Raw genomic sequence first — 23964 nt, forward strand, 5'->3', positions numbered from 1 at the left:
TGACCCTCGATCATGGGCGGTGGCCTGGAGTTCCTCGTCGTTGGCGGTACTGCGGAAGTGGCCGCTGCGGCCTGCCGCACGACGCCCCCCGCCCCGCCGAAATACGCAGGCGCCACCCCCGCCCGCCAGGCAGAATCGCCCTCATGTCCCAGCGTGCCGAACACCTGCTCGCAGCCATCGACCGGCTCTCCTACCCGCACCGCATGCGTGAGCTGGCCTCCGCTGCCCGGCGCGCCGCGGCAATGGGGGCGGTCGACGAGCTTGTGAACGAGCTCGCCGCCCGTGGCGTCCACGGACGGCGACTCGCCGCCACCGTGGCGGACATGGCGCGCCACGACACGTATCTGGAGGGCTGCCTCGCGGACCCCGACCGCCTCGTCCGCGCCCCCGCGATCAGGGCGCTGCGGCAGGGGCGGCTCACGGACGCCACCGTGATCGAGGCTCTCGAGGACGCACCCGCCGCCGTGCGGCAGCAGCTCGTGCACGCCATCGCCGTGGCGGGGCGTACGGGCCTCGCCGAGGCGCTGGTCGAGCCGACGTACCGGCGATGGGGGGCCGAGGCCGCCGCGGAACTGCTCGCCGCCTGCACGGCGGAGACCGCCGCCCGGCTGCTGCCCCGCCTGTTCCGCGGACTGAGCTCCTACCGGCTGCTCGCCGCCCGCCATCCCGCTCTGCTGCTCGCGGAGATGGAGCGACAGCTCGACACCCTCCCCGCCGTCGTACGGGACGGCTGGCTGGCCTCCCACGCGGACGCGCTCGCGCTCCTCGCCGAACGGGATCCGCTCGGCGTGCTGGCTGTGCTCGAGCGTTACGAGACGCTACCGATGCCCGTGAACCGCAAGCTGCACCTCCTGGTCGAGGCGGATCCCGGCCGCACGGTGCGGCTGCTGCTACGCCCGAAGCTGCGGTCCCGGCTGAACAGCGGCCACCTCGAACCCGCCGTGCTGCGCCGCCTCGTCCGCCACGCCCCGGCGGAACTCACCGACCTCGCCTGCGCCTGGAACGACAACGCAGCCGCTCTCGCCCGGCTGCTGGCCTGCCTGCCGCCCTCCCGCCGCGGCGCCCTGTTCGACGCGGCGATGGAGGGCAAGGACCTCGCCCACGCGGACCTCAGCCCCGCCCTGCTCGACGTACTGCCGTACGAGCGGCGCACTGCCGAGGCTCGGCGGATAGCGACGCTGGCCCGCGGCAGGGGCGCGCACTGGACGCAGATACTGACAGCAGCCGCCTATCTGCCGCCGGACGAGGTCCGTGACGACCTTCTCACCGCCGTCCGCCGCTCCGCCGCGGACGACCGCGCCACGGCGTACCCACTGCTCGTCCGCAACGCAGCACGCTCCCGCGACCCACAGGAAATGAGCCGGTTGCTGCGTGCGCTGCTGCAGCTGCGCAATGAACAGGACCCGGTCCGCAGCGCCGCCCTCTCCGCACTGGCAGAGGTGCCCCCTTCGCTGTTCGCGGAGGACGCCGCCGAGGACCTCGGACGAATCGCCATCGACGCCGTCGAAGCCCGCGACTCCTCCTGGAGCACCCGTCACGCGCTCAGCACGCTCGCCCTGTCCGTGCTGCGCGAGCACGCCGTCACGGGCGGCACGCGGCTCATCGGCTGGGCCCTCGACACCCTCACCCGGCTGTCCGGCCACACCGGCGGCGCGAACGTCGGCCGCCTCGACACCGTGCTGCGGCGCGGCCAGGAGTACGAGGTGCTGGCGGCGCTACGGCCGTGGCTGGAGGCCGCCACCGACAAGGCCGACTATTCGCTCGTCTTCGCACTCGTACGGGCACTCGGGCGGCGCGCGTGGGGGATGGCCGAACTCCAGGAGTACCTGTGGCAGGCCGTCCAGTTCGGAAACGACGCGTCCGTCCGCACCGCCGTCGACCTCTGGCTGGAGCAGCCGAAGGGGCGCGACGAGCGAGTGGAGTGGATCGTGCGGCTGGAGCCGTCCGCCGCCGTCCTGCCGTCCGTTCTCAGAGTCTTGACGGAGCGGCGTACGGACCTGCTCGACCCGGTGCTGGCCGACACCCCACCATACGGCCGCTTCCTGACCGCCCGCAGCCACTGGACGCCACCCACCTACCGGGCCCACCGCTGGGTGCCGCGCCAGCAGCGCGCGGCGGCGGAGCTGCTCGCGCGCACAGCGGGCGACGCGGAGCAGCCGGTGCATGTACGCGTCCAGGCCCTCTCGGCGGCGGCAGTGATCCCGGAGGCGGGCCTGGAAGTCGTCCGCCGCTACACGGGATCGTCGAACGTCCCGCTGGCGGAGGCGGCCCTCGGCGCACTGCCGTGGACCGACCGCCCCGGCGAGGTGCTGCCGCTGCTGCTGGAGCACGCGGACGGCGACCGCGCCCGGGTCGCGGTCTACGCGGCGACGCGGGCCGCGCAGTACGTCGCGCCGTCGCGGCTCGCCACGGAGCTCCGCAGGCTGCTCACGCCGAAGGACCCGCGGACGGTGAAGGTCACCAGCCGCAAGGAGGCGGTGCGCCTCGCGGCGACGATGCTGCCCCCGGCGCAGGCGGCACCGCTGCTGCGGGAAGCGTTCGAGCTGCCCGGGCAGCACCACGACGTGCAGTCGGTGTGTGTCGCGTGTGCCCAGGGCCTGCTGGCGGAGCCGGCCAGCTGGCCCATGCTGGAGTCGGCCGCGCAGGGACGCACGGAGCTCCGCCAGGAGCTGGCACGGGCGGCCGTGGCTGCGGTGGACGAGGAGCATCGGGCCAGGTACGCAGGGCTGCTGCATCACGCCTGCGAGCCGCTCGAACCGGAAACGGCTGCGGCGCTGTTCCCAGCACTGGCGGAATGGGCACCGTGGCAGCCGGAGATCGCCGAGATGCTGGTGGCCGCCACCACGGACCTCGCCGATCGGGCGGTGTGGGCGATGGCCGGGCAGGAGCTGGTGGAGCTCGCGGCGGACGACGACGGCCCGTACCTTCGGGCCCTGCGGGCGATGCTGGAAGCCACAGGAGACCCGGATCAGCCCGACGCCGAGCCCGAACGCGACCAGCCGGCCCGGCAGCGGGCCGCGAGCCTGCTGCACCACCTCCTGCTCCACCATCGCTATCGGGGCGGGGGCCGGCCGACGGCAGATGTGTTGCTGCGCGCCGCCGACACCGCCGCCGGGCACGAGCCTTTCGCGCGCTCCGTCGCGGAACTCCGGCTGTACGCCCTCGAACTGAACGACGACGCCACCGCGCTGTCGTCGGGCCTGCGCCGACTGGCTGCCGACTGCGAAGGACGTCCGCTGCTCGCCCGGGACATCGCCGAAGGGCTCAGCTCGCGGCTCGGCGCGATCAGCGGCCCCGCGCCGGACGCGTGGTCGGAGACCGCCCGCACGCTGGGTGCGGAACCGGGCCTGGCCCAGGGCCTGTTCGCCATCAGGCTCACCGTCTCCGGCGGCAGCCGCTCTCGGTGGACGGAGCCGTGGCGCGGCCGGCTCCGCACCCTGCGCCGGCACGCACACCCCGACGTCCGCGCGTCGGCACGCGAGACGGTCACGGCACGGGAGGCGCCGCCGTCGGTCCCAGGGACGATCCAGTGGTGACCGGGGCCCGCGCGGTGGCGCCGGGCCGGTGGCCGCCAGGCCCTGATCGCCCGGCTGCAGGCGGTCGCGTCCCGTCAGCTCAGCCCGCCGCGCCCACTGACTGACCGCGCGGTGCGCCCGCATCTGCCGGACTGTCATGTGCCGGCTGCCCTGCATGGTCGAGGGCGGCCAGCAGTGGCACCGCACGGGTGGATGCCCGGGTCGGCTTCGCGCAGGCGCCGAGGTAATTTGCGTACCGCGGCGTTGTCGCCGGTGGCATTCGCGAGAGGACGGCCTGCTCGAAGGCCCGCTGCTGGATCGCTCGACCTCTTCGGCGACGTCCTCGATCGAGTATCCGGCGTCGCGGAGCATTCGCACACCGGTCTCCAGACTGATCACACAGCCCTTTATGAGCGGGACCCTGTAACCGTCCGACCAGGTGGGAGACCTCCCGGGCCTCATAACGCTTGAGGCAACGAACGATTTCACGCCGGGTCTAATCGAGGAGAGGACCTCGCCGTTGAGGAACACTGAGGGCCCCTGCCGACACCTGACCGGCGGGGGCCTCAGTGACCATCACGCGTCATGAGCGATCACAGGCGTGTCACCAACCCCGCGGACTCACTCACCTAGCAAGGCCCTGACCTGGACTTACGCGCTCACCCTGAACTAACTGGACGGCCGTGCACGGTTTCTACGACATGTGCCAGGTGGTACCCAGTGAGGGACCGAGGATCAGGACCGGGGCGTCTTCTGGTCCGTCAAAGCGGAATTGCAGGGTGTTCATCGGTGTCTCACTCACCCGCCCGACCCTCTCATCTGTCACGGACGCCCTTATAACGGGGTCGGTGGAGACGGTCCTGACCAGGTTGAATACCTCGCGGGCGGCATATCTTTCGAGGCACCCGAGCCGGGTGAGCCCACAGGGAGTCCCCCGCACCGTTGATCAGGAGTTTCGCCAGACGGCCCCGCGCTGCTCGTATTCCATGACGGACTCGACGTCGAGGGCGACGGATGCTCCGCACTCGCGGGTGATCAGCCAGAGCGCCAGGCCGACTCCGCTGGTGACGCCGCCCGCGATCACCAGATTCCCGTCGTCGACGACTCGCGCGTCGGTCACTCTGCCTCCCTGCGCGGCCAGATCAGCCTTGGCCAGGTGGTGTGTCGTGCACGGACGGTCCTCCCGGCCCGATGGCGTCCTGCTCCTCCACCCGTCGCATGAGGATCTGAACACGTGGCGACATCTCGGATCAGCGGCCGGCCGTCTCGGCGGGTCGGCTGTCGTCCTCCAGGGCGTCTTCGTCGGCGAGCGGTTGGGCCGCGTACGTGATCCGGACGACGCCGTCGGCATGCCGTTCGGTGCTCGCGCGGACGCCGAAGACTTCGGCGAGGATCCGCGGGGTCAGTACCTCCAGGACCGACCCCGCCGCCACCACGGTTCCCTTGTGCAGGACGACCAGGCGGTCGCAGAGGCGGACGGCGAGGTCGAGGTCGTGCAGGACGGCCAGGGTGGTGACACCGGTAGCGCGGATGAGGTCGAGGAGTTCGAACCGGGCCCGGATGTCGAGGTGGTTGGTGAGTTCGTCCAGGACCAGCAGGTGCGGATTTTGGGCCAACGCGCGGGCCAAGAGGACGCGTTGGCGTTCACCGCCGGACAGGGAGGCGTAGTCGCGGTCCGCGAAGGGCCGTACACCGCAACGGTCGACGGCGTCGGCCACGGCCCGGTGGTCCTCGGCTCCGTCGCGGTCCAGCAGGCCGTGGTGAGGGGCGCGGCCCAGGGCTACGATCTCGGTGACGGTCAGGCCGGTGGTGTTGCCGCCCGCGTCCTGGAGGACTGCGGCGGTACGGCGGGCCGCGGCGCGGGGAGACAGCGCCCACACGTCGTCCTCGCCGACCCTGACGACCCCGCCCACCGGGCGCAGCGAGCGGTAGACGGCGCGCAACAGGGTTGATTTTCCGCTGCCGTTGGGGCCGACGAGGCCGACGATGTCTCCTTTGGCGGCTTCCAGGCTCACATCTCGGAGGATCGGGTTGCGGTCCAGGGTGATGTGGAGCTGGTCGACGGTCAGTTTCATGCGGTCAGTCCATCCCCTTGTTGCGGCGCAGCAGCCACAGGAAGAACGGGGCGCCGAGGAGCGCGGTGAGGATGCCCAGCGGCAGTTCGTTGGGGCGGTCGAGGGTGCGGGAGAGCAGGTCGACGAGGACCAGGTAGACGGCGCCCAGCAATGCGGTCAGGGGCAGCAGACGGCGGTGGTCGGCGCCGGTGGTCAGACGTACCAGGTGCGGGATCATCAGGCCGACGAAACCGATGCTGCCGGCGACGGCGATGACGGTCCCGGTCAGCAGCGCGCTGAGCACCAACAGCACAGCCCTCAGCCGGTTGACGTCGACACCGAGCGCGGTGGCGGACTCGTCGCCGGCCAGCAGCACGTTGAGGCGCCGGCCGAAGAGCGACAGGAGCGTGGTCGTGGTGAGCACGACCACGGTGACCGTGGGCAGTTGATCCCACTGGGCGCCCGCGACGCTGCCCAGCATCCAGAACATCACTGTCCGCAACTCGGTCGGTGTCGCCTGGAGTTGGACATAGCTGGTGGCGGAGAGGAAGACGTAGCCGACAGCGACGCCGGCCAGTACCAGCCGGGTCGGAGAAAGCCGTCCGCGCCGCTGTCCGAGCGCGAACACCAGCGCCCCGGCGGCGACCGCGCCGAGGAAGGCCGCCACGGACACCCCGAGCCCGGCGAGTGCCGCGCCCCCGCCCAGGGTGATGACGAGGACCGCGCCGAGCGTGGCGCCGTAGGAGAAGCCGAGGACGATTGGGTCGGCGAGCGGGTTGGACACCACCGTCTGGAGCACTGCGCCGGACACCGCCAGGCCCGCGCCGACCAGGGCCGCCAGGACCACCCGCGGGGTGCGGAAGTTCCATACGATCTGGTCGAGCGCGGGGTCGGAGGGGGCCGGTCCCGCGCCGGTGACGTGGTGCAGGACGATCCCCCACACGTCTCCGACCGGGACGTTCACCGCGCCGATGCTGATCGCCACGATCATGGTGGCGGCCAGCGCGAGGGGCAGGAGCGTGAACGCCAGCGGGATCCTGAGCCGGCTCAGAGGGCGTCGGGGTGCAGCATCTTCGCGATCCTCTCCACGGCCAGGTCGTTGCTCGGGCCGAGGTACATCGAGTCGGACAGCGTCACGTACGTGTTGTTCCTGGCGGCCGGCCACTGGGGGAACTCCTTCAGCAGTTTCCGGGCGTACGCCGCCGGATCGGGGTCGTTGTAGCTGATGACGACGACGGCGTCGACATCGGTGGCGGCCACCTTCTCCTTGCTCAGGTCGGCAAAGGTGGCCTTGGTGGTGTTCGAGAAGGCGTTGGAGGCGCCGGCCTTGGCGAGGATGTCGTTGACGATGCCGTGGGCGAGGACCGAGCTGAAGTCGTTGCCGCCCATGGACATGTTGGAGAAGAGCACCATGACCTTGGGCTTCTTCTCGCCCTTGACCTTTGCGGAGACCGCCGCGATGTTCTTCCCGGAGGCGGCGATCAGCTTCTCGGCCCGGTCACGGACGTTGAAGACCTTGCCCATGTCGCGCAGCAGTCGGTAGCTGTCGGCGAGGGTCATCTTGGAGGGGTCGTCGTCGCAGCCCTGCGGGGAGACGTAGCTGTTGGCGCCGACCTGCCCCAGCTGGTCGCGGGTGGCGAAGCCGTTCTTCTCGTCGAAGCCGTAGGTGGTGACGGACAGGACGAGATCGGGGCGCAGGCCGAGCATCGCCTCGCGCGGGATGTCGTAGGCCTCGTTGACCTTGACGTCCCCCGTGGGCAGCTTCTTGATGGCGGCGGCACGGCCGGGCACCTCGGACATGCCGTAGCCCTGCTGATTGGCGACGATCCTGTCCCCCAGGCCGAGGGCGAGGAGGGTGGAGACCTCGGCGACGGAGGCGCCGTTCATGACGACGACCCTGCTGGGAGCCTTCTTGAAAGTCTCCTTCCGGCCGCAGTTGTCGAGGGTCACCGGGTAGCCGGTCTTCGAGGCCGCGGCCTCGGTCGTCGTGTCGCCCGCCCTGTCGTCGGACGAGGAGCCGCATGCCGCCGTGAGGAGACAGAGGGCTGCGGCCAGGGCGGTGGCGACCGGCCGGTTCATCGACATGCGGACTCCTTGCGTACGGGCGGCCGTACTCATGGGCTGAGGGGCTTCTGGGGCAGTAGTCGGAGCGAAGTCGCGTTGAGTTCCCGGCAATTGACTGTTGCGGCTTGATTCAGCCCAGTCGGTAGGAGCGGTCTGGGATCTGGCTCTGGTACTCCAGGCAGTTGGGCGACGCCACAGAGCGCGGGCCGGGAGGCGCGGAGGCTTCCCGGCCCGCTGACGGCTCGGTGATGCTGCTGGTCAGGCGCTGGTTGCCGCGGTGCAGCGGGCGGTGAGGCCGCACGGGACCAAGGCGGTGGAGTGCGGCGGCGGACCGTCCTCGACGGCCTCAGCTCCTGCCTGAGTGGCGTCACTTTGCAGGAAGGTGTGCCCACAGCTATCTTCATACTCAACAATGCGACTAGGTGCCTAGTTGTTTAGCGATGGCCGTGCGCCACTTTCCATCAGCAACGTTGACGAGAGGCGGTCGGCCCCGTGTCGAGCAGTGGGTATCTGCGCTATGTCGCCCTGGGTGACAGTCACACCGAGGGGCTCGGGGACGGGGACGACGTCCGTGGTCTTCGGGGCTGGGCGGACCGGCTCGCCGAGCAGGTCGCCCGCCACAGCCCCGGCCTGCTCTACGCCAACCTCGCGGTGCGCGGCCGTAAGGCCGGTCAGGTGCGCGCCGAGCAACTGGCTCCGGCTCTCGCGATGCGGCCCGACCTCGCCACCGTGGTGGCCGGGGTCAACGACGTGTTGCGCCCGGGCTGCGACCTCGACGAGGTGGCCGGCCACGTTGAGGCGATGTTCGCCGCCCTCACCGCGCAGGGCGCCACTGTCGCGACCCTCATGTTTCCCGACGTCGGGCGCATCACGCCGTTGGCCCGCCCGATCGGTCACCGTGTTCTCGCACTCAACGCGCGCATCCGGGAGGCCGCCGACCGCCACGGCGTGGTGGTGGCGGAGACGGCCGCGCACGCGGCGGCGACCGATCCGCGGTTGTGGAGCGCTGACCGGCTGCACGCCGGCCCACTGGGACACGCGCGCATCGCGGCTGCCGTGGCCCAGGCACTCGGGCTGCCGGGCAGCGACGACAAGTGGACCCTTCCCCTTCCGGCCGAGGGGACGGACATCTCTGTCTGGAGGACCGCGGGGGCCGAACTGCGCTGGGCCGGCACCTTCCTCGGCCCGTGGGTCGGCCGCCGCCTGCGTGGCCGCTCCTCCGGCGACGGCCGCCAGGCCAAGCGGCCGGCACTGCTTCCGGTGACCGCGTCCGCTGGGGACACCTCCCCATCGGTGTGATGCTCTGGCTCGGGACCCGCGGTCGCGTGCCTCTTCGGCTTCGGCTTCGGCTTGACCCGGTTCTCCGCGCGCGAGGGACCGCATCGCAGTCCCGCCGACAAGGAACCACAGCCGGTCCTCGCTCCGGCACAGATCGACGACCCCTGAGAGGCCGGGCACCTCACGACCGTCCAGCTACTCACTTTGTTGACTAGCCGTGTGGGTAGGATCGCCGTGGTCAGCCGTCGGCCCGGAGCGCGGCCGTGCGCTGTTCGAGCCTGCGCAGCGCCATGTCCCCCCACTGGAGGTTCTCCCGCTCGAACGACATCCCGCGCAGCAGAGTGAGATACGGGCCGATGCGCTCGGCCTCGGCGAAGTACGCCTCCTCGGAGCGCCCGTCGAGCAGGCGCTGCCGGAGCCGCTCATAGCGGGCCAGCTTGGCGGTGGCCCACTCCATGCGCTCGGTAATGGCGGCCCTGACCGCTTCCATGTCGCCCGCGTCCAGGCACTGCACCTTGACAAGCAACTCGTCCCGGATCACCGCCGGTTTACCCAAGGGCTCGGCGGTGTAGGCGTGGACGGCCTTCCGCCCGGCCTCGGTCAAGGAGAACAGCCGCTTGTTGGGGCGGCGCTCCTGCTCGACGACGCGGGCCGTGACGAATCCTTCTGCCTCCATGCGCTCCAGCTCCCGGTAGAGCTGCTGAGGCGTGGACATCCAGAAGTTGGCGACCGTCGCGTCGAACGCCTTCGCAAGGTCGTACCCGGACGCCTCGCCCTCCAACAGCGCGGCCATCAGCGCGTTCCGCAAAGCCATGGATGCACGCTAGCAGCTTACTCAACAAGGTGACTAACAGGAGCCTTGGCAGCTTCCCCATAGACAAGCCCCGATGGACCTTCTAACCTCCATGGCACCTATTCATATTTTTGAGTATCAGAGGTGGGCTCATGCATCCCTTCCGCAAGGCCGTCGAGAGCCGCGATCTGGAGGCCGTGGCCGCTCTGCTGGCCGACGACGTCGTCTTCACCAGCCCCGTCACCTTCAAGCCGTACCCGGGCAAGGCGATCACCGCGGCGATCCTGCGCGGCGTCCTCCGGGTCTTCGAGGACTTCACCTACGTCCGTGAGATAGCCAATCCCGACGGCCGCGATCACGCCCTCGTCTTCACCGCCACTGTCGCCGGCAAGCAGCTCCAGGGATGCGACTTCCTGCACTTCGACGACGACGGGAAGATCGACGAGTTCACGGTGATGGTGCGCCCGCTCTCCGCCGCCCAGGCACTCGGCGAGGCCATGGGCGCCCAGTTCGAGCAGATCGCCCGAGAGGCCGCCGAACAGTAACCACGACGACGAGCTTCGACACTGTGGTCATCGGCGCGGGGCAGCCCCGGACCGACCGCCGCCCCCCTTGGAAGTCCAGCCGTACCTGTCGAGAAGCTGGGCGTCGCTGACGCGCCGCCGGCCGGCCCAACGCCGTGGACGCCCTGGAGGACGCCTTCCCCAGGAACCGCGCCCGCGTCGAGCGTTTCTTCGCACTCGCCAGGGACATGACGGAGCCGTCGCAGCAAACGACCTCGGCGCCGTGGGCAACGCGCGGGGCGTGGAAGACCTGCTGGTGGGCCACCCGGGCCGTAGTGGCGGTTTCTTCGGGTCCTGTCAGGCACATGGTCAAACCTGGGACCCGTCCCGCACTGCACCCGAACGGGGGGACTACAGCGCGCTCAGGGCGGTCACGCCACCGCGTTCAGCAGGTCGGCCAGCAGGTCGGGCCGTTCCAAGGCGATGAAGTGGCCCGCTCCCGGCACCTGCGTGAAGTCGGCGGCCGGCAGCAGCTCCTTGTCGGCTTGCCGGTCCGAAGGCCGCGACCAGTCCTTCTCCCCGTAGACGAGGTGGACGGGTGCCTTGACCTCGGAGTAGCGAGAGCGGGCGGCGATGAGACTGGGCAGGCTCTGGTACACGGCCCGGGCGACGCCCGCGTAGCCGGGGCGGCTGCCCACCTGGAGGAGTTCGTCGACGTAGTCCTCCCGCAGCGCGGTCTTGTCGACCACCCCGCCCTGCAGGATCCTGCGGAAGACAACCTTGGGCTCCACCCCGGCGACCACCGGGCCCACCCCCGGAGCGAGGGCACCGCCGACCACCACACGAGCGAGAAGACTGGACCGGGCGATACCGCCGGGGAAGTCGTACGTGTTCACCGCGACGACGCGCCGGACCCGCTCGGGCAGGTCCGCCGCAGCGGTCAGGGCGAGCACCGCCCCCATGGACTCCCCGACCAACGTCACGTCGTGGAGGTCGAGTTCGGTCAGGAGCCGCTTGACGCCCGCACGCATGGCCGACTCGTCGTACGACGCACCGGGCACGATCTCGGAGTAGCCCATCCCCGGCAGGTCGAGGGCATACACGGTGTACTGGTCCGCGATCAGCGGGATGAGGGAGCGGAAGTGCTCGGCCTGGGTGCGCACGGTGTGCAGCAGGACCACGGGAGCGCCGGTGCCCGCTCTGAGGTAGCGCAGGGTCCCCTCGTGGCTGCCGCGTCCTGCGCGCGGGGCGATGGTGTGGCTGGTGGTTCCCGGGATGTGGATCGTAGGACGTGGCTCTGAGCTGGGCATCTCGCGGCTTCCCTGTGCGTGAACTGCTGCGGACGGATGATGCGGACACGGCCCGCCCGAGGGAGGCGTGACCACAAACCAGCCCTTGGATTCATCGAGAAACCGACCGGTTTCCAGCATCGTAAACCGATCGGTTTCCGAGCGCAAGATCGAGGTTTCGGGGGTTCGTCCTGCGGGTGCGCAAATACCCCTCGGCCGCTTCGGACCCGTCGGCCGGCTCCCCGACCTGACACCGCGTCACCGCGTCACCGCGTCACCGCGTCACCGCGTCAAACGCCGTCCGTACCCGTCTCAGCCGAACGGCGCGCGGCCGACGGTCACGCCCACACGGTGAAGAAGGCCGGGGTCGGGCCCGGCCGGTTCCGATCTCACGGAGCGTTCCGGCTCGCGATGTGTCATCGGGGACCGGTTTCGGTGTGCCCGCGGCCACCCGACCGTCGCCGCACTGGCCATGCCAGGCAATACTGAACGCTGCGCTGCGCCGGTCAAAGAGGGGGAGCATCCGCGTCATGGATGATGCAGACGGTCACACGGCCCGGTGGTGGGTGGCGTTGCGCCGGACGCCGATGACCGTCTGGAACGACGACGTCACGGACTGGGCCGCTGCGCTGACCTACTATGCGGTTCTGGCCCTGTTCCCGTTGCTGCTGGTGATCCTCTCGATTCTGGGTCTGACCATGCCCACGGCCAAGCCGGAGGTCATCGACCGCATGACGCAGGCGGCCCCGGCCGAATCCCGCGCTCTGCTGCGCGGCACCCTGCGGCAGATGGCCGCACAGCCGACTGCGGCATGGACGCTGATCTTCGCCGGAGGGGCGGGGGCCCTGTGGTCGGGATGCAGCTATCTGAGCGTCTTCCGCCGGGCGCTGTACTCCATGCATCGGATCAGCGCGGACCGTCCGGTCTGGCGTACCGCACCGCGCATCATCGCCACGGCACTCGTCCTGAGCTCCCTGCTTCTGACGTCGACCCTCGCGTTGTTGCTCACCGGCGGCCTGGCCCGGCGTCTGGGCCAGGCTCTGGGGTGGGGTACCGGGCCCCAGGCCACCTGGGACACCCTGCGGTGGCCGGTCGTGGCCGTCGTGGCCGTCGCCTTGGTGCTTGTCCTGTACCGGTCAGGGCCGGCGTCCTCCCGCCCTGTCCGGAGGATGGCGCCCGGCGGCACACTGGCGGTGGCGCTTCTGCTGACCGTCTCACTCGGATTCGCCGTCTACACCTCCATGGTCAGCTATGACCGTCTGTACGGTTCACTGGCAGGCGTCGTGGTGTTCCTGGTCTGGCTGTGGCTCTCCAATCTGTCCCTCCTGATCGGCGCTCAGTTCAACGCGGAGCTGACGAAGCGTGCGCGCGGGGAATGAGCCGGTCTTCTCGTACCTGCGGCTGACCGTCCGTACCCCAGGGGCCGGTTCGCCCCGGCCGCGAGCGCGGCGAAGCCAGGTGGATGGCCTGGCATGGAGAAGCAGTCGGCGTCGCGCAAGCACATCGCGCGGCACCACCGGTGCCCCTCCACGACCAGCAAGATCACGATCCATCACGATCCAGGACGGCTGCGGCGTCACCACCGACTACAGGCCAGAGCCGTTGATCGCGGTCAGGCGGCGAACGCGGCGAGCAGTTCGCTGTACTGCTTGGCGGCCGTGGTCAGGTCCTGGTCGGAGAGGCCGAAGGCGGTGCCGTACAGCTTGACCATCGGCTGGATGTCGAACTGGCACAGGCGCAGGGTCGCGTGCCAGTTGCTGAGGAGGGTCTCGAGGGTGGCCTGGTTCGAGCCCTCGGGGGTGTAGTGGTCAGCGGGGACGCCTGCGGTGACGGCGACGATGGCCTTCTTGCCGGCCAGCCTGGAGGGGGAGCCGTCCAGGGTGAAGGCCCAGCCGAGGGTGAAGACCTTGTCCTGCCACTGCTTGAGCAGAGGGGTGGTGTTGTACCAGAACACGGGGTGCTGGAAGACGATCACATCGTGGTCGGCCAGCAGTGCCTGCTCGGCGTCGACGTCGATCTGGAAGTCGGGGTAGGTGGCGTAGAGGTCGTGCACGGTGACATGGGCCAGCTCGCGGACGGCGTCCACCAGGGCCTTGTTGGCCATCGACCGGGACAGGTCGGGGTGACCTACGACAAGGAGAACCTTGGACATGATGAGAGAACCTCTTCAGTGATCAGTGAAATGGGTGAACGGATGCGGGGTGGTCCGGGGCGACGGGTCAGCACGTCGCCGGGGCGTCAGATCACCGGTCGATGGTGGCCATGTTCGCCTCGTCGTGGCGCTCGCCCGCGGCCGGTGTGAGGTTGTTCAGGCGGTCGAGCTGAGCGGCACTGAGTTCGATGCCGTCGGCGGCGGTGTTCTCCTCGACGCGTGAGACCCGCCGGGTTCCGGGGATGGGGGCGATGTCGTCGCCGCGGGTCAGCAGCCACGCCAACGCGGTCTGTGCCGGGGTGGCGCCGATCTCGGCGCCGATGGCCCGCACTTCGTCGACGATGCGCAGGTTGCGCTGGAAGTTCTCGCCGGTGAAGCGCGGGTTGGTCTTGCGCCAGTCGTCGTCGGCGAAGTCGTCGACGGTGCGGATCTGCCCGGTCAGCAGGCCGTGGCCGAGCGGCGAGTAGGGCACGAATCCGATGCCGAGTTCGCGCAGCAGCGGAAGGATCTCGGCCTCGACGTCGCGGGTCCAGAGCGAGTATTCGGTCTGCAGCGCGGACACCGGATGCACGGCGTGTGCCCGGCGGATCGTTGCGGGACTGGCCTCGGAGAGGCCGATGTGGCGCACCTTGCCTTCGGCGACCAGATCGGCCAGCGCGCCGACGGTTTCCTCGACGGGCGTGTGGGGGTCGACGCGGTGCTGGTAGTAGAGGTCGATGTGGTCGGTGCCGAGCCGCAGGAGCGAGCCTTCGACCGCGGTCTTCACGTTGCCGGCGCTGCTGTCGATGACGCCGGGGCCGTCGCCGGCGTGGGAGACGAGGCCGAACTTCGTCGCCACGACGACCTCGTCGCGCCGGCCTTTGATGGCCTTGCCGACGATCTCCTCGCTGTGGAAGGGGCCGTAGATCTCGGCGGTGTCGATGTGGGTGACCCCGAGGTCCAGCGCCCGGTGGATGGTGCGGATCGACTCGGCGTCATCGAGCCCCCCGCCCGTGGTGTACATGCCGGCCATGGTCATGGCTCCCAGGCCGATGCGGGAGACATCGAGCCCGCCCAGTGATACGTGCTTCATCACGTACTCCTTGTAGTAACGGCCGTCAGGCCGGTGTGATCAATGGGGTGCGGCACCAGCCGGCGGACCGTGCCTCGGTGGTCCGCGCGCTGTCGGCGTAGGCACCGTTGCTGGACAGCGGGTCAGTGGCGCCGGAGGTGCGCCCGGCGGCTTCCCTCCTCGGCCTCGGCCTCGGCCTCGGCCGGGCATGGTGCTCAGGCGTGGGTGGCGTCGTCGCAGGTCAGGCTGCCGAGAACAGCGACGCCGCGGTCGCCGGTGGTGTGCTTCGTCCAGGCCGGGCGGGCCGACCAGGGGGATTCGAGCCGGCCGCTGTCAGGTGGGTCCGGCGCTGGTGTTGCCAGGCCAGGCTGCCGGGGGGGGCGGCTGCGCCGGGTCAGTGCTCGTGGGCCGTCGGCTCCAGAACGAGGACCGGGATCTCACGGTCCGTGCTCTTCTGGTACTCGGCGTAGTCGGGGAACGCTTCGACGGCGCGGGCCCACCACAGGGCCTTCTCGTCCCCGGTCACCTCGCGGGCCAGCATGTCCTGGCGCACCGGGCCGTCCTGTAGCTCGACCCGGGGGTCGGCCACCGCGTTGTGGTACCAGACCGGGTGCTTGGGGGCTCCCGCCATGGAGGCGACCACGGCGTAGAGGCCGTCGTGCTCCACCCGCATGACCGGGGTCTTGCGGATCTTGCCGCTCTTCGCGCCCAGGGTGGTCAGGATGACGACGGGCAGGTCGCGGAGTCTCTCGTCTTCCTCCCGTACGACCAGGACACTCAGCGTCGTTCCCTGCGTGCCGCCGGAGCTTTCGTACAGCTCCACCTGGTCACGTACGAACTGCGCCTTGCTCGGCTCGTACTCGCCTTTGAGGGGCATGTTGTCCCCCTCAGACGTGAGTGTCGTCGTAGGCCAGGCTGTCGCCGAGCTCGCGGGATGCCTCGGCCTGGGCGAGGAGTTCCTTCGCCTTGGCCTCGGCGGCCTCGATGGCGTCCGTACCGGCGACGAAACGCTGCAGGGGCTTCTCCTGCTGGGCGATGGTGAGCAGGGCGCGGGCGAGCTTGGCCGGGTCGCCGGGCTGCTTGCCGTTCATGCTCTTCATGCCCTCGATCCGGGGTGCGGTGCGCGGGGCGTAGTCGTCGATGGACAGCTCGGGCCAGGTGGTGGAGCCGTCCACGAGGAGTTCGGTACGGAAGTAGCCGGGCTCCACGATCGTGGTGTGGATGTTGTACGGCTCGACGTCGTAGCGCAGGGACTCCATCCAGCCCTCTTCCGCGAACTTGGAGGCGGCGTAGGCGGAGGTGAACTCCATGCCGACGAGCCCGGCGGTGGAGGTGATGGTGATGACGTGGCCGGCGCGCTGCTTGCGCATGATCGGCAGGACGGCGCGAGTGACGTTCATCGGGCCGAAGAGGTTCGTCTCGAACTGCCCGCGCATCTGCGCGGGCGAGATCTCCTCGAAGTAGCCGGTGAAGAGGTTCCCGGCGTTGTTGACCAGGACGTCGATGCGGCCGAAACGGTCGACGGCGGCCTGCGCGGCGGCCTCGGCGTCCTCCAGGCTGGTGACATCGAGCCTGGTGACCAGCAGGTTGTCCTGCGGCCCGCCGAGGGTCTTCTCGACCTCCTCGGGGCGGCGGCCGGTGGCGACGACCTGATGGCCGGCGGCGAGGCCTTCGCGGGCGATGTCCGTGCCCAGGCCTCGTCCGGCGCCGGTGACGAGAATGACCTTGCTCATGGGGGGGGGTCCTAGCTCTTGTCGGGGCGCCGTGATCGGGCACCCGGTGTGTGCGGGGGATGCGTGCGGCCCGACGGCTGGAGCGCCGCCGTATCCGGGCCGTTCACACCGTCGTGGACGGTGCACCACCAACAGAACCGGCTGTCACGCGAGGGTGGGAGTCCCTCTTGAGGGGGTCACTGACAGGGACCCCCAACCCGGCGGAAGCGCTCGTAGAGTGAGGCGCATGGCAGGCAGAAACGACCCCAATCGCCCCGATCGCGACATGCGCGATGATTTCCGCGCGGAGATCCGGGAATTCCTCGGCACACGACGGGCCAGGGTCACCCCCGAGCAGGCCGGACTACCCACGTACGGCGGAGAACGCCGACGGGTCACCGGGCTGCGCCGCGAGGAGGTCGCCCTGCTGGCAGGCATCTCCAGCGAGTACTACACCCGGCTGGAGCGCGGCAACGCCACCGGAGTCTCCGAAAGCGTCATCGAGGGCATCGCACAAGCCCTGCAGCTCGACGAGGCCGAACGCATCCACCTGCTCGACCTCCTGCGCGGCGCCGGCACCACCCGTCCGCCCCGCCGCCGCCCGGCCCAGCAGCGTGTCCGGCCCGCGGTTCAGCGCGTCCTCGACTCGATGGCCGGCACGCCCGCGTTCATTCTCAGCGGACGCGGCGACATCCTGGCCGCCAACCACCTCGGGCGCGCCCTGTTCTCCCCCGTCTACGCCGACCCGGTACGGCCGCCGAACAACGCCCGGTTCGTCTTCCTCAGCCCGCACGCGACCGAGTTCTTCCGCCACTGGGACGAAGTCGCCAATGACACCGTCGCCATGCTGCGCGCCGAAGCCGGCCGCGACCTCTACGACCGACGGCTCACGGACCTCATCGGGGAACTGTCCACCCGTAGCGAGGAGTTCCGGCGCCGCTGGGCCGCCCACAACGTCCGCATGCACACCACCGGTGTGAAACTCCTCCACCACCCGGTCGTCGGCGACCTCGACCTGCCCTTCGAAACCTTCCCGCTCCCCGACGGCCCCAGCCAGTTCCTCCTCACCTACACCGCCGAGCCCGACTCACCCTCGCAGGACGCCCTGAATCTGCTGGCCAGTTGGGCTGCGACCGACGACGGCATCGAGCGGTCCGCGCCGGCCAACGACTCGCAGCCCGCCGACTCGGGCGAGACACCCGACTGACCGACGAGCCACGCGAGTCGATCCGCGGAAGCCGTCAACGGCGCTGGCAGGTGGTCGCGCGCACATTCCTGTTCCGGAGTGCGAGGTGACATTGCTGTTGGTCCTCTGCCCAGAGCGGCACCCGGTCAAGAGCCTCGCATCCGCCAGTGGCGTCACATCGCCGCGCTCAAGAACTGGCGTACGACATAGGGCCCGTATCTTCTCCGCGCCATGATCGTTGGAAACCCGGGCGGGTCGGTCCGGTTGTATGAGGGGAGGCGAGCGTGGAGGTCAGGGATGTGCATCATGCCTACCGTCAGCGTGTGGTCCTGCGGGGCATCGACATACGGCTTCGGGCGGGGACGTTGTGCGGGATCGTCGGGGAGAACGGCGCCGGTAAGTCAACTCTGCTGAAGATCCTCTCCGGTGAGCTGCGGCCCTCACGCGGCACGGTCCGCCATGGTGGACGGTTCGGTTACTGCCCGCAGCACGTGGTCCTCAACGACGCGCTCACCGTCCGACAGCATCTGACGTTCTTCCAGAGGGCCTATCGCCTGGCAGACCTGCGCTGTGCCGAGCAGGTCATGGACGTGCTCGGGTTCGCCGAGTACGCCGATGAGCGGGCCGCGGTGCTCAGCGGCGGAACGCGGCAGAAGCTGAACGTGACGCTGGCGCTGATGCACGATCCCCAGGTGCTGTTGCTGGACGAGCCGTACCAGGGGTTCGACTGGGACACCTACCAGCGATTCTGGGAACTCGCCGCCCGGCTGCGTGACACGGGCCGCTCCGTCCTGGTCGTCTCCCACCTGGCCTACGACACCGAGCGACTGGACGAGTTGTGGCGGCTGGACGACGGGCTGCTTCGCCCGGACCAGGCGGTGGCCGCGTGAGGTTCCACCTGGCCCGCTTCGCTCTCGCCACCGGCTTCGCGCTGACCGAACACGGCCGCAACCGGTTCGCCATGGTCCTCGTGATCCTGTTCGTCCCTGTGTGGACAACCCTGGCCTACCTGGCGATGCCCGACACCCCGGCGCGGATGCAACTACGCGCCACCGGAGAGATGCTGGCGCCCCGCGGCAACGAACTCACCGAGATCAGCGGCGCGCTCAACTCGGTGACCCTGATCACCGGTTTCATGATGTTCGCCGCCACCTTCTCCGGCAACTGCTTCGACCGCCGGCTGGCGATGGCCGGCTATCCCCGCGCTCACCTCGTCCTGGCCAAGGTCACCGCACTGGCTCTGATCTCGGCTGCGGTCGCCGCCTACGCCACCGCGGTCACCTGCCTGGCGTGGGCCCCCCGGCAGCCTCTGCTGCTCGCCGGCGCGCTGTTCAGTGCCGGGCTCACGTACGGCGCTCTCGGCGTCGGCTTCGGCTCTGTGCTGCGCCGGGAGGTCGAGGGCATGTTCGCCATCGTGATGACCAGCATCATCGACCTCGCACTGCAGAACCCGGTCACGAGCTCCGGGGCCGACAACCCGGTCATGCGCTACCTGCCCTCCTACGGAGCCATGCAGGCCAGCACGGCGGCGGGATTCTCCACCACCCCGGTGCCGCGCTATCTGGCCCTCCAACTCGTGTGGTTTGCGGGGGCAGCCTTCATCGCTCTGGTGGGCTTTGGCCGCAGCACCCGAAGCGCCCTGCCCACCACCGCCCAGGACCCTGAGCCCGGGCCGGAAAGCGGCGACCCCTCCCTTCCCACGCCGCGCAAGGCTGCCGCACCCTCGGCCGCGGCGTCCGACACGCGAGCCCACTGAGGTACTGGTTCCCGATATGCGCCCGAAACCGCTGCCCACCCCCGCACACCCTGACGCGGCCCCGCAGGTGCGGCAGGGCAGAGCCACCGCCCGTTCGCTGGCCGGTGAGGAACCCGTTCTGCGGGCGGCCTACCGGCTGTGTCGCCGCACCACCCGGCAGCATGATCCCGGGATCCACGCGCTCATCCAGCTGGCGCCTGCCGTGCTGCGCCCGGCGTGCTGGGCTTTGTGGGCGGCGGCCAGCGTCCTTGACGACCTGTCCGACGACCCAGATGTGGAGCCGGACGAGCGGGCGGCTCGTGTCGAGGCGTGGACCAGGGCACTGCAGCACGACCTGGCGTCGGGAACGAGCACGGATCCCGTCCGTCACGCCCTGGTGGACACCGCCGGGCGGTGGCGTCTGGACCTGTCGAGCCTGCACGGCGCCATGGCGGTGACGCGAGACGACGCCCACGGCCTGCGCATCACCGACTGGGCGGCCTGGCGGGCCTGGTGCAGTGGGGGAGTCGTGCCCTGGGTCGACCAGGTTCGGCAGCTGTTCGAGCGGGCCGGTGCGCCGATGACGTTACGGCTGGACCGGCAGGCCGACTACGAGGACTTCGTTGCCGGCGCCCAGCTCACCGACATCCTCACCGACCTGAGCGTCGATCTCGCCCAGCGCCGTCTGCTCCTGCCGCAGGAGGCCCTGGACTCGTTCCCCGGCGCCGACTCGGACCTGTCCCAAGGCCACTGGAGCCCGGCTGTAGCGGCCTTGACCCTAGAGCTGACGGCCCTGGCCCGGCGATGGGTGACCCAGCCCGTCATGACGAGAGGAATGCACCCGGGCGCCGCCATCATGCTCGAAGCGGCGGCCGGCCTGATGCGCGCCCAACTCGACGCTGTCGACGCGGCGGGCCCCGCCCTGTTGAAGCGTGCCCCGCGCCCCTCCGTCGTGGCCCGCACCCGCGTGCTGGTCCCCGCCCGCCTCCGCTCGGCCATGGCCTGGAGCCTGACCCCCCTGACCGTGCCAGGTCCCCGGCCAACCGCGGCGGCCACGACCGAGGCGGCCACGACCGAAGCGGCCACGACCGACCCGGGCCCGGCAGCCGACGGCACCGGGCTTCGGCCCCCGCCACCGCACCCCCACGGCGCCCGCCCCCCGCAGATCGCCGCCGACCAGATGCCCTCCCACGTAGCGGTCGTCATGGACGGCAATGGCCGCTGGGCCGAGCAGCGCGGCCTGTCCCGCTCCGACGGCCACCGCGCCGGCATCCTCGCCACGCGCGAAACCGTCTACGGCGCCCTGGACATCGGCCTGCGCAACCTCACCCTCTACGCGTTCTCCACCGAGAACTGGAAACGCGACCCAGAGGAAATCGCGGTGATCCTTTCCGCACTCCGATACGAACTCACCGAAGGCCCCATCCGGGACCTCAACGTGCGCCAGCGCTGGGCAGGACAGCCCGGCAGACTGCCCGAGGACCTCGTCCAAGCCCTCATGCACCAGGAACGCCGTACCCGCGCCCGCACCGGCATGACGCTCACCGTGTGCATCAACTACGGCGGCCGCGACGAGATCACCCGGACCGCCGCAGCACTCGCCCAGGCAACCCGAGCGGGTGAGGTGAACCCCGACCTCATCGGCCCGGACGACTTCACCCGCCACCTGCCCCACCCCGACATGCCGGACGTCGACCTGCTGTGGCGCACCGGCAACGAACAGCGCACCTCCAACTTCCTGCCCTGGCACGCCACTTACGCCGAGCTCTACTTCACCCCCGACCACTGGCCCGACACCGACCGACGCGACCTGTGGAAAGCCATCACCGAATACACCCGGCGCCAACGCCGCCACGGCGCCGTCCCCACCCCCTCACCTCCCCGAGCTGCCCCCTGTCCACTGACGCGTTCCGGCTCGGGGCAATCGGAGTAACCGGTCCTCCCACCCCGGAATCAGCGGTTGGTGTGACTTGCGGGCGTCCTCGCCGACCACCGCGGACTCCGTCGCAAGCCGGTAGGGAGACTCCCGCAGGTACCGGGCTCACCTGGCCCACCGGGACCGTCGGGCCATAGCGGCGGAGAGGGGCTGCGGGTCCGGCGTCGCGGGCCCGGGCGTTGGCCGGGGCCAGTGGGGAGTCGGTCAGGTGTGGGCGGCGGGCAAGCAGCATCGGGCGTGTTCCAGGGGCGGGGCGGGCGGATCAGAGGTCGGCCGTTGTGCCGAGACCTGTACGGGGGCCGACCAGGTACGCGTCTACGAGTTGGCACGGCCCGCCGAGAGGGGCGGAAGGCACGGGCGGATCAGACGTCGGCCAGTGTGCCGAGACCTGTACGGGGGCCTACCAGGCACAGATCTACGAGTTGGCACAGGGCCCCGGGACGGGCGGAAGGCACGGGCGGGTCAGAGGTCGGCCGTTGTGCCGAGGCCCGTGAGGGCGCCGACCGGGTCCAGGTCGGGGGTGCCGCGGGGCCACCAGTCGTCGTGGCCCGGTTCGGACTCGTAGGCGTACCACAGACCGTCGCGGCCGAGGCGGAGTTGGATGTGGCCGCGGGGGTGGGTCAGGTGGTTGCGCCAGGGGCGGAAGGCGGGGAGGTCGGCGGCGAGGAGGAGGGGGCGGGCACGGTCGAAGCGGCCGGCCGGCGGGTCCCAGGGTTCTTCGAGCACGGCCAGTCCTTCGAGCCCGCCCTGCCTCCAGGCGGCGACCGCGCGGGCCAGGTCGGCCGGGGTGCGGTCGGTGGCTGCGGCGAGGGAGGCGTAGAGGGCGCGGGTGCCGGCGGTGAGGCCGGAACCGGGGCGGGCGGCGGCGAGGCGGACCGCGTCCTGCCACAGGGTGAGCTCGCCGACCGGGTCGCGGCCGGTGCCGAGCAGGGCGTGAGCGCGGGCGGCCGCGTCGGTGGCCAGCTGGTCCAGGGCGAAGGGGTCGGGACCGCCTGGGGACGCGGGGTACGCCGGGGGCTGCTCGGGGTGCGGAGGGACCGGCAACGGCGCCGGAAGCGGCGGGAGTCGGCGCGGAGCGAGCGCTTCGCCGGCCCGTACGCCGGGCAGCGGCGCCGGCTCCTGTCCCTGGGCGGCACGGGCCGCGCGGGCGGCGCTGAGGCGGGACAGGGCGTCGAGCAGCTCACGTTCGCCCCGGCCGCGCAGCAGGAGCAGGACGAAGGGGTCGGCGTCGAGCAGACGTGCCGTCTGGTAGCAGAGGGCGGCGGCGTGTTTGCAGGGGTGACCGCGGTCGGGACAGCTGCACTGCGGTTCGAGATCGCCGGGGCCGGGAAGCAACGGCACTCCGCACTCGGCCAGCGCCTCGGGCATCTCCCTGTCGAGCAGTGCGGCGATGTGTCCGGTCCGGTCGGCGGCGAGGTCCAGGAACCGGTCCCAGTCGGCGTCCCCCAGCGTCCGCAACCGCACCTGCACGCGGTACGGCCGGGCGCGGCTCCCCTGCACATAGGCGAGCACGAGCCCGGGCGTCACGGTGATCGCGTCCACATTCCCCTGCTCGGCATAACCACGGCCCCGCGCCAGCCGCTTGGAGTCCAGCGCGCCCTCCTCCAGCGCGGTGACCCAGGCGTTGCCCCACCAGGTGGCGGCGAACCGGGCGTCCTCGGAAGCGTGGGGAGGGAAGGCGGGGAAGGTGCGACGCAGGTCGTTGTCCCGGTTGGGGGCGGCCATGGAGTGGGGGTGTCGGGGGGAGGACGGGGCGGGGGTGTCCTGAAGGGAACTCCGTTGCTGCGCACGGCTGTTGTCCTGGGCCTTCTCCTGGGCCCCCTCCCGGTCCTTCTCCCGGCCCTCGTCCTCGTGCTCCTCCCCCGGCTGGGGCATGTCGTCCGGCATGCGGAACGCGTCGGCCAGCAACTCCCGTACGTCACGCGCCCGGGCGCCGGCGGCCGTACTCGGCGTACGGTTCCGGTCCCGGTCCCGGAACGCGGTCGGGGTGGTCCTGCGCGGCCGACGTGCGAGAGCGGCCTCCGCTTCTGCGGCCTCGGCGTCCGCGCGCCTCTTGCGTGCCGCACGCAGCGCTTCGCGTGCCGCATCGGCGGGCCGTGACCCGGAACGCCCCGCGGATGGGCCCTCGTCGGCGTCCGTGACCGGAGAAGCTGTCTCGGCGACCCGATCCGTCTCTTCACCGATGGACCCGGCGGAAGGGGTGGGGGCGGCCGCCACGTCGGACTCCCCGCTCGAGTCACGGCGGGCCGCGACAGCTTCCGGTCCGGGTGCGTGGGACTGCGTGGGACCGGCGGGGGCGGAGGAACCACCACCGGCGTCGGTCTCGGACCGGCCCAAGGCACCGTCCGCGAGCGCAGCACGCCGTGCCGCGGCAGCTTCCCGCAGGGCCGCGCGAGCCGCGTCACCGGGCCGGCGCTCGGCCGGGGCAGGGTCGGTCACGGCGCTTTCGGGCACCGCGCCATCCCTGGCGCCCTCCCTGTCCTGCCCGCCGGCGGTACCCGACCCGTCGGCGTCTGCGTCCACCCGGAGAACTGCACCCTCCGCCGCCGAAGGTTCCGCCCCCGGGGCCGCGCTCCCTGCGCCCTGCGCCGCAGAGCCGCTCTCTTCCTGCCCCGAGAGGCTGCCGCCCCTCTCGACGGCAAGGCTCCCGGCACCCTGCGCCACCCGGCCCACCGCAGAGCTCCCGGGTGCCTCGG

Annotated in this window: 19 protein-coding genes and 1 pseudogene; 8 read left to right on the forward strand and 12 right to left on the reverse strand. The window is 70.8% G+C overall.

Annotated features, from left to right (window positions below; genetic code table 11):
- Positions 1 to 143: 143 nt before the first annotated feature.
- A complete protein-coding gene (locus D1369_RS07470; protein WP_118082353.1) occupies positions 144 to 3536 on the forward strand; it encodes a hypothetical protein in 3393 nt (1130 codons plus the stop codon).
- 679 nt (positions 3537 to 4215) lie between these two features.
- Here D1369_RS07470 and D1369_RS43725 read toward each other — a convergent pair.
- The 5 genes and pseudogenes from D1369_RS43725 to D1369_RS07495 all read right to left on the reverse strand — a co-directional run.
- Positions 4216 to 4317, reverse strand: a pseudogene (locus D1369_RS43725) (3-oxoadipate enol-lactone hydrolase); the annotation flags it as partial.
- Positions 4318 to 4461: 144 nt separating this feature from the next.
- Positions 4462 to 4635, reverse strand: a complete 174-nt coding sequence (locus D1369_RS07480) for a hypothetical protein (RefSeq protein WP_202477125.1) — start codon at positions 4633 to 4635, stop codon at positions 4462 to 4464.
- Positions 4636 to 4765: 130 nt separating this feature from the next.
- Positions 4766 to 5590, reverse strand: a complete 825-nt coding sequence (locus tag D1369_RS07485; protein WP_007385764.1) for an ABC transporter ATP-binding protein — start codon at positions 5588 to 5590, stop codon at positions 4766 to 4768.
- Positions 5591 to 5594: 4 nt separating this feature from the next.
- Positions 5595 to 6560, reverse strand: coding sequence for an iron ABC transporter permease (locus D1369_RS07490; protein ID WP_007385763.1), 966 nt, complete (start codon positions 6558 to 6560; stop codon positions 5595 to 5597).
- 56 nt (positions 6561 to 6616) lie between these two features.
- Positions 6617 to 7654, reverse strand: a complete 1038-nt coding sequence (locus D1369_RS07495) for an ABC transporter substrate-binding protein (protein WP_007385762.1) — start codon at positions 7652 to 7654, stop codon at positions 6617 to 6619.
- Between the two features lie 471 nt (positions 7655 to 8125).
- On the opposite strand from D1369_RS07495, the gene D1369_RS07500 reads away from it, so the two are divergent.
- On the forward strand, positions 8126 to 8932 hold the full coding sequence (locus tag D1369_RS07500) for an SGNH/GDSL hydrolase family protein (RefSeq protein ID WP_007385761.1): 807 nt from the start codon (positions 8126 to 8128) through the stop codon (positions 8930 to 8932).
- Between the two features lie 217 nt (positions 8933 to 9149).
- Here the strand turns inward: D1369_RS07500 and D1369_RS07505 are convergent, their stop codons facing one another.
- Entirely contained in the window at positions 9150 to 9725 is a 576-nt protein-coding gene (locus tag D1369_RS07505) for a PadR family transcriptional regulator (RefSeq protein ID WP_037901909.1), read from the reverse strand.
- A gap of 131 nt (positions 9726 to 9856) precedes the next feature.
- On the opposite strand from D1369_RS07505, the gene D1369_RS07510 reads away from it, so the two are divergent.
- Complete coding sequence (locus D1369_RS07510; RefSeq protein WP_007385759.1) at positions 9857 to 10249, forward strand: nuclear transport factor 2 family protein; 393 nt, start codon at positions 9857 to 9859, stop codon at positions 10247 to 10249.
- A gap of 389 nt (positions 10250 to 10638) precedes the next feature.
- Here D1369_RS07510 and D1369_RS07515 read toward each other — a convergent pair whose 3' ends face one another.
- A complete protein-coding gene (locus tag D1369_RS07515) occupies positions 10639 to 11517 on the reverse strand; it encodes an alpha/beta hydrolase (RefSeq protein WP_007385758.1) in 879 nt (292 codons plus the stop codon).
- Between the two features lie 509 nt (positions 11518 to 12026).
- Between D1369_RS07515 and D1369_RS07520 the strand changes: the two genes are divergently transcribed.
- A complete protein-coding gene (locus D1369_RS07520) occupies positions 12027 to 12875 on the forward strand; it encodes a YihY/virulence factor BrkB family protein (protein WP_106433540.1) in 849 nt (282 codons plus the stop codon).
- 233 nt (positions 12876 to 13108) lie between these two features.
- Here D1369_RS07520 and D1369_RS07525 read toward each other — a convergent pair whose 3' ends face one another.
- The 4 genes from D1369_RS07525 to D1369_RS07540 form a co-directional block, all read right to left on the reverse strand.
- On the reverse strand, positions 13109 to 13648 hold the full coding sequence (locus tag D1369_RS07525; RefSeq protein WP_007385756.1) for an NAD(P)H-dependent oxidoreductase: 540 nt from the start codon (positions 13646 to 13648) through the stop codon (positions 13109 to 13111).
- Positions 13649 to 13739: 91 nt separating this feature from the next.
- Positions 13740 to 14720, reverse strand: coding sequence for an aldo/keto reductase (locus D1369_RS07530; RefSeq protein WP_007385755.1), 981 nt, complete (start codon positions 14718 to 14720; stop codon positions 13740 to 13742).
- A gap of 373 nt (positions 14721 to 15093) precedes the next feature.
- Positions 15094 to 15576, reverse strand: coding sequence for a nitroreductase family deazaflavin-dependent oxidoreductase (locus D1369_RS07535; RefSeq protein ID WP_007385754.1), 483 nt, complete (start codon positions 15574 to 15576; stop codon positions 15094 to 15096).
- Between the two features lie 10 nt (positions 15577 to 15586).
- The gene (locus D1369_RS07540) at positions 15587 to 16432 is read right to left on the reverse strand and encodes an SDR family oxidoreductase (protein ID WP_007385753.1); all 846 of its coding nucleotides are present in this window, start codon (positions 16430 to 16432) and stop codon (positions 15587 to 15589) included.
- 226 nt (positions 16433 to 16658) lie between these two features.
- Here D1369_RS07540 and D1369_RS07545 point away from each other — a divergent pair, with 226 nt between their 5' ends.
- The 4 genes from D1369_RS07545 (at position 16659) to uppS (ending at position 21265) form a co-directional block, all read left to right on the forward strand.
- Positions 16659 to 17618, forward strand: coding sequence for a helix-turn-helix transcriptional regulator (locus tag D1369_RS07545; RefSeq protein WP_082319492.1), 960 nt, complete (start codon positions 16659 to 16661; stop codon positions 17616 to 17618).
- A gap of 263 nt (positions 17619 to 17881) precedes the next feature.
- Positions 17882 to 18487 carry an ABC transporter ATP-binding protein gene (locus D1369_RS07550; protein ID WP_007385751.1) on the forward strand — a complete coding sequence of 202 codons (606 nt, stop codon included), beginning with the start codon at positions 17882 to 17884 and terminating at the stop codon, positions 18485 to 18487.
- On the forward strand, positions 18484 to 19353 hold the full coding sequence (locus D1369_RS07555; protein WP_007385750.1) for a hypothetical protein: 870 nt from the start codon (positions 18484 to 18486) through the stop codon (positions 19351 to 19353). Before D1369_RS07550 ends, D1369_RS07555 begins: the two co-directional genes overlap by 4 nt.
- Positions 19354 to 19369: 16 nt before the next feature.
- The gene (gene uppS, locus D1369_RS07560; RefSeq protein ID WP_007385749.1) at positions 19370 to 21265 is read left to right on the forward strand and encodes a polyprenyl diphosphate synthase; all 1896 of its coding nucleotides are present in this window, start codon (positions 19370 to 19372) and stop codon (positions 21263 to 21265) included.
- A 465-nt stretch (positions 21266 to 21730) separates the two neighbouring features.
- On the opposite strand, the gene D1369_RS07565 is transcribed toward uppS, so the two are convergent.
- Positions 21731 to 23722, reverse strand: coding sequence for an SWIM zinc finger family protein (locus D1369_RS07565; protein WP_118083122.1), 1992 nt, complete (start codon positions 23720 to 23722; stop codon positions 21731 to 21733).
- Positions 23723 to 23964 lie beyond the last annotated feature (242 nt).

The sequence above is a fragment of the Streptomyces sp. CC0208 genome, from assembly GCF_003443735.1.
Lineage (GTDB): Bacteria > Actinomycetota > Actinomycetes > Streptomycetales > Streptomycetaceae > Streptomyces > Streptomyces sviceus.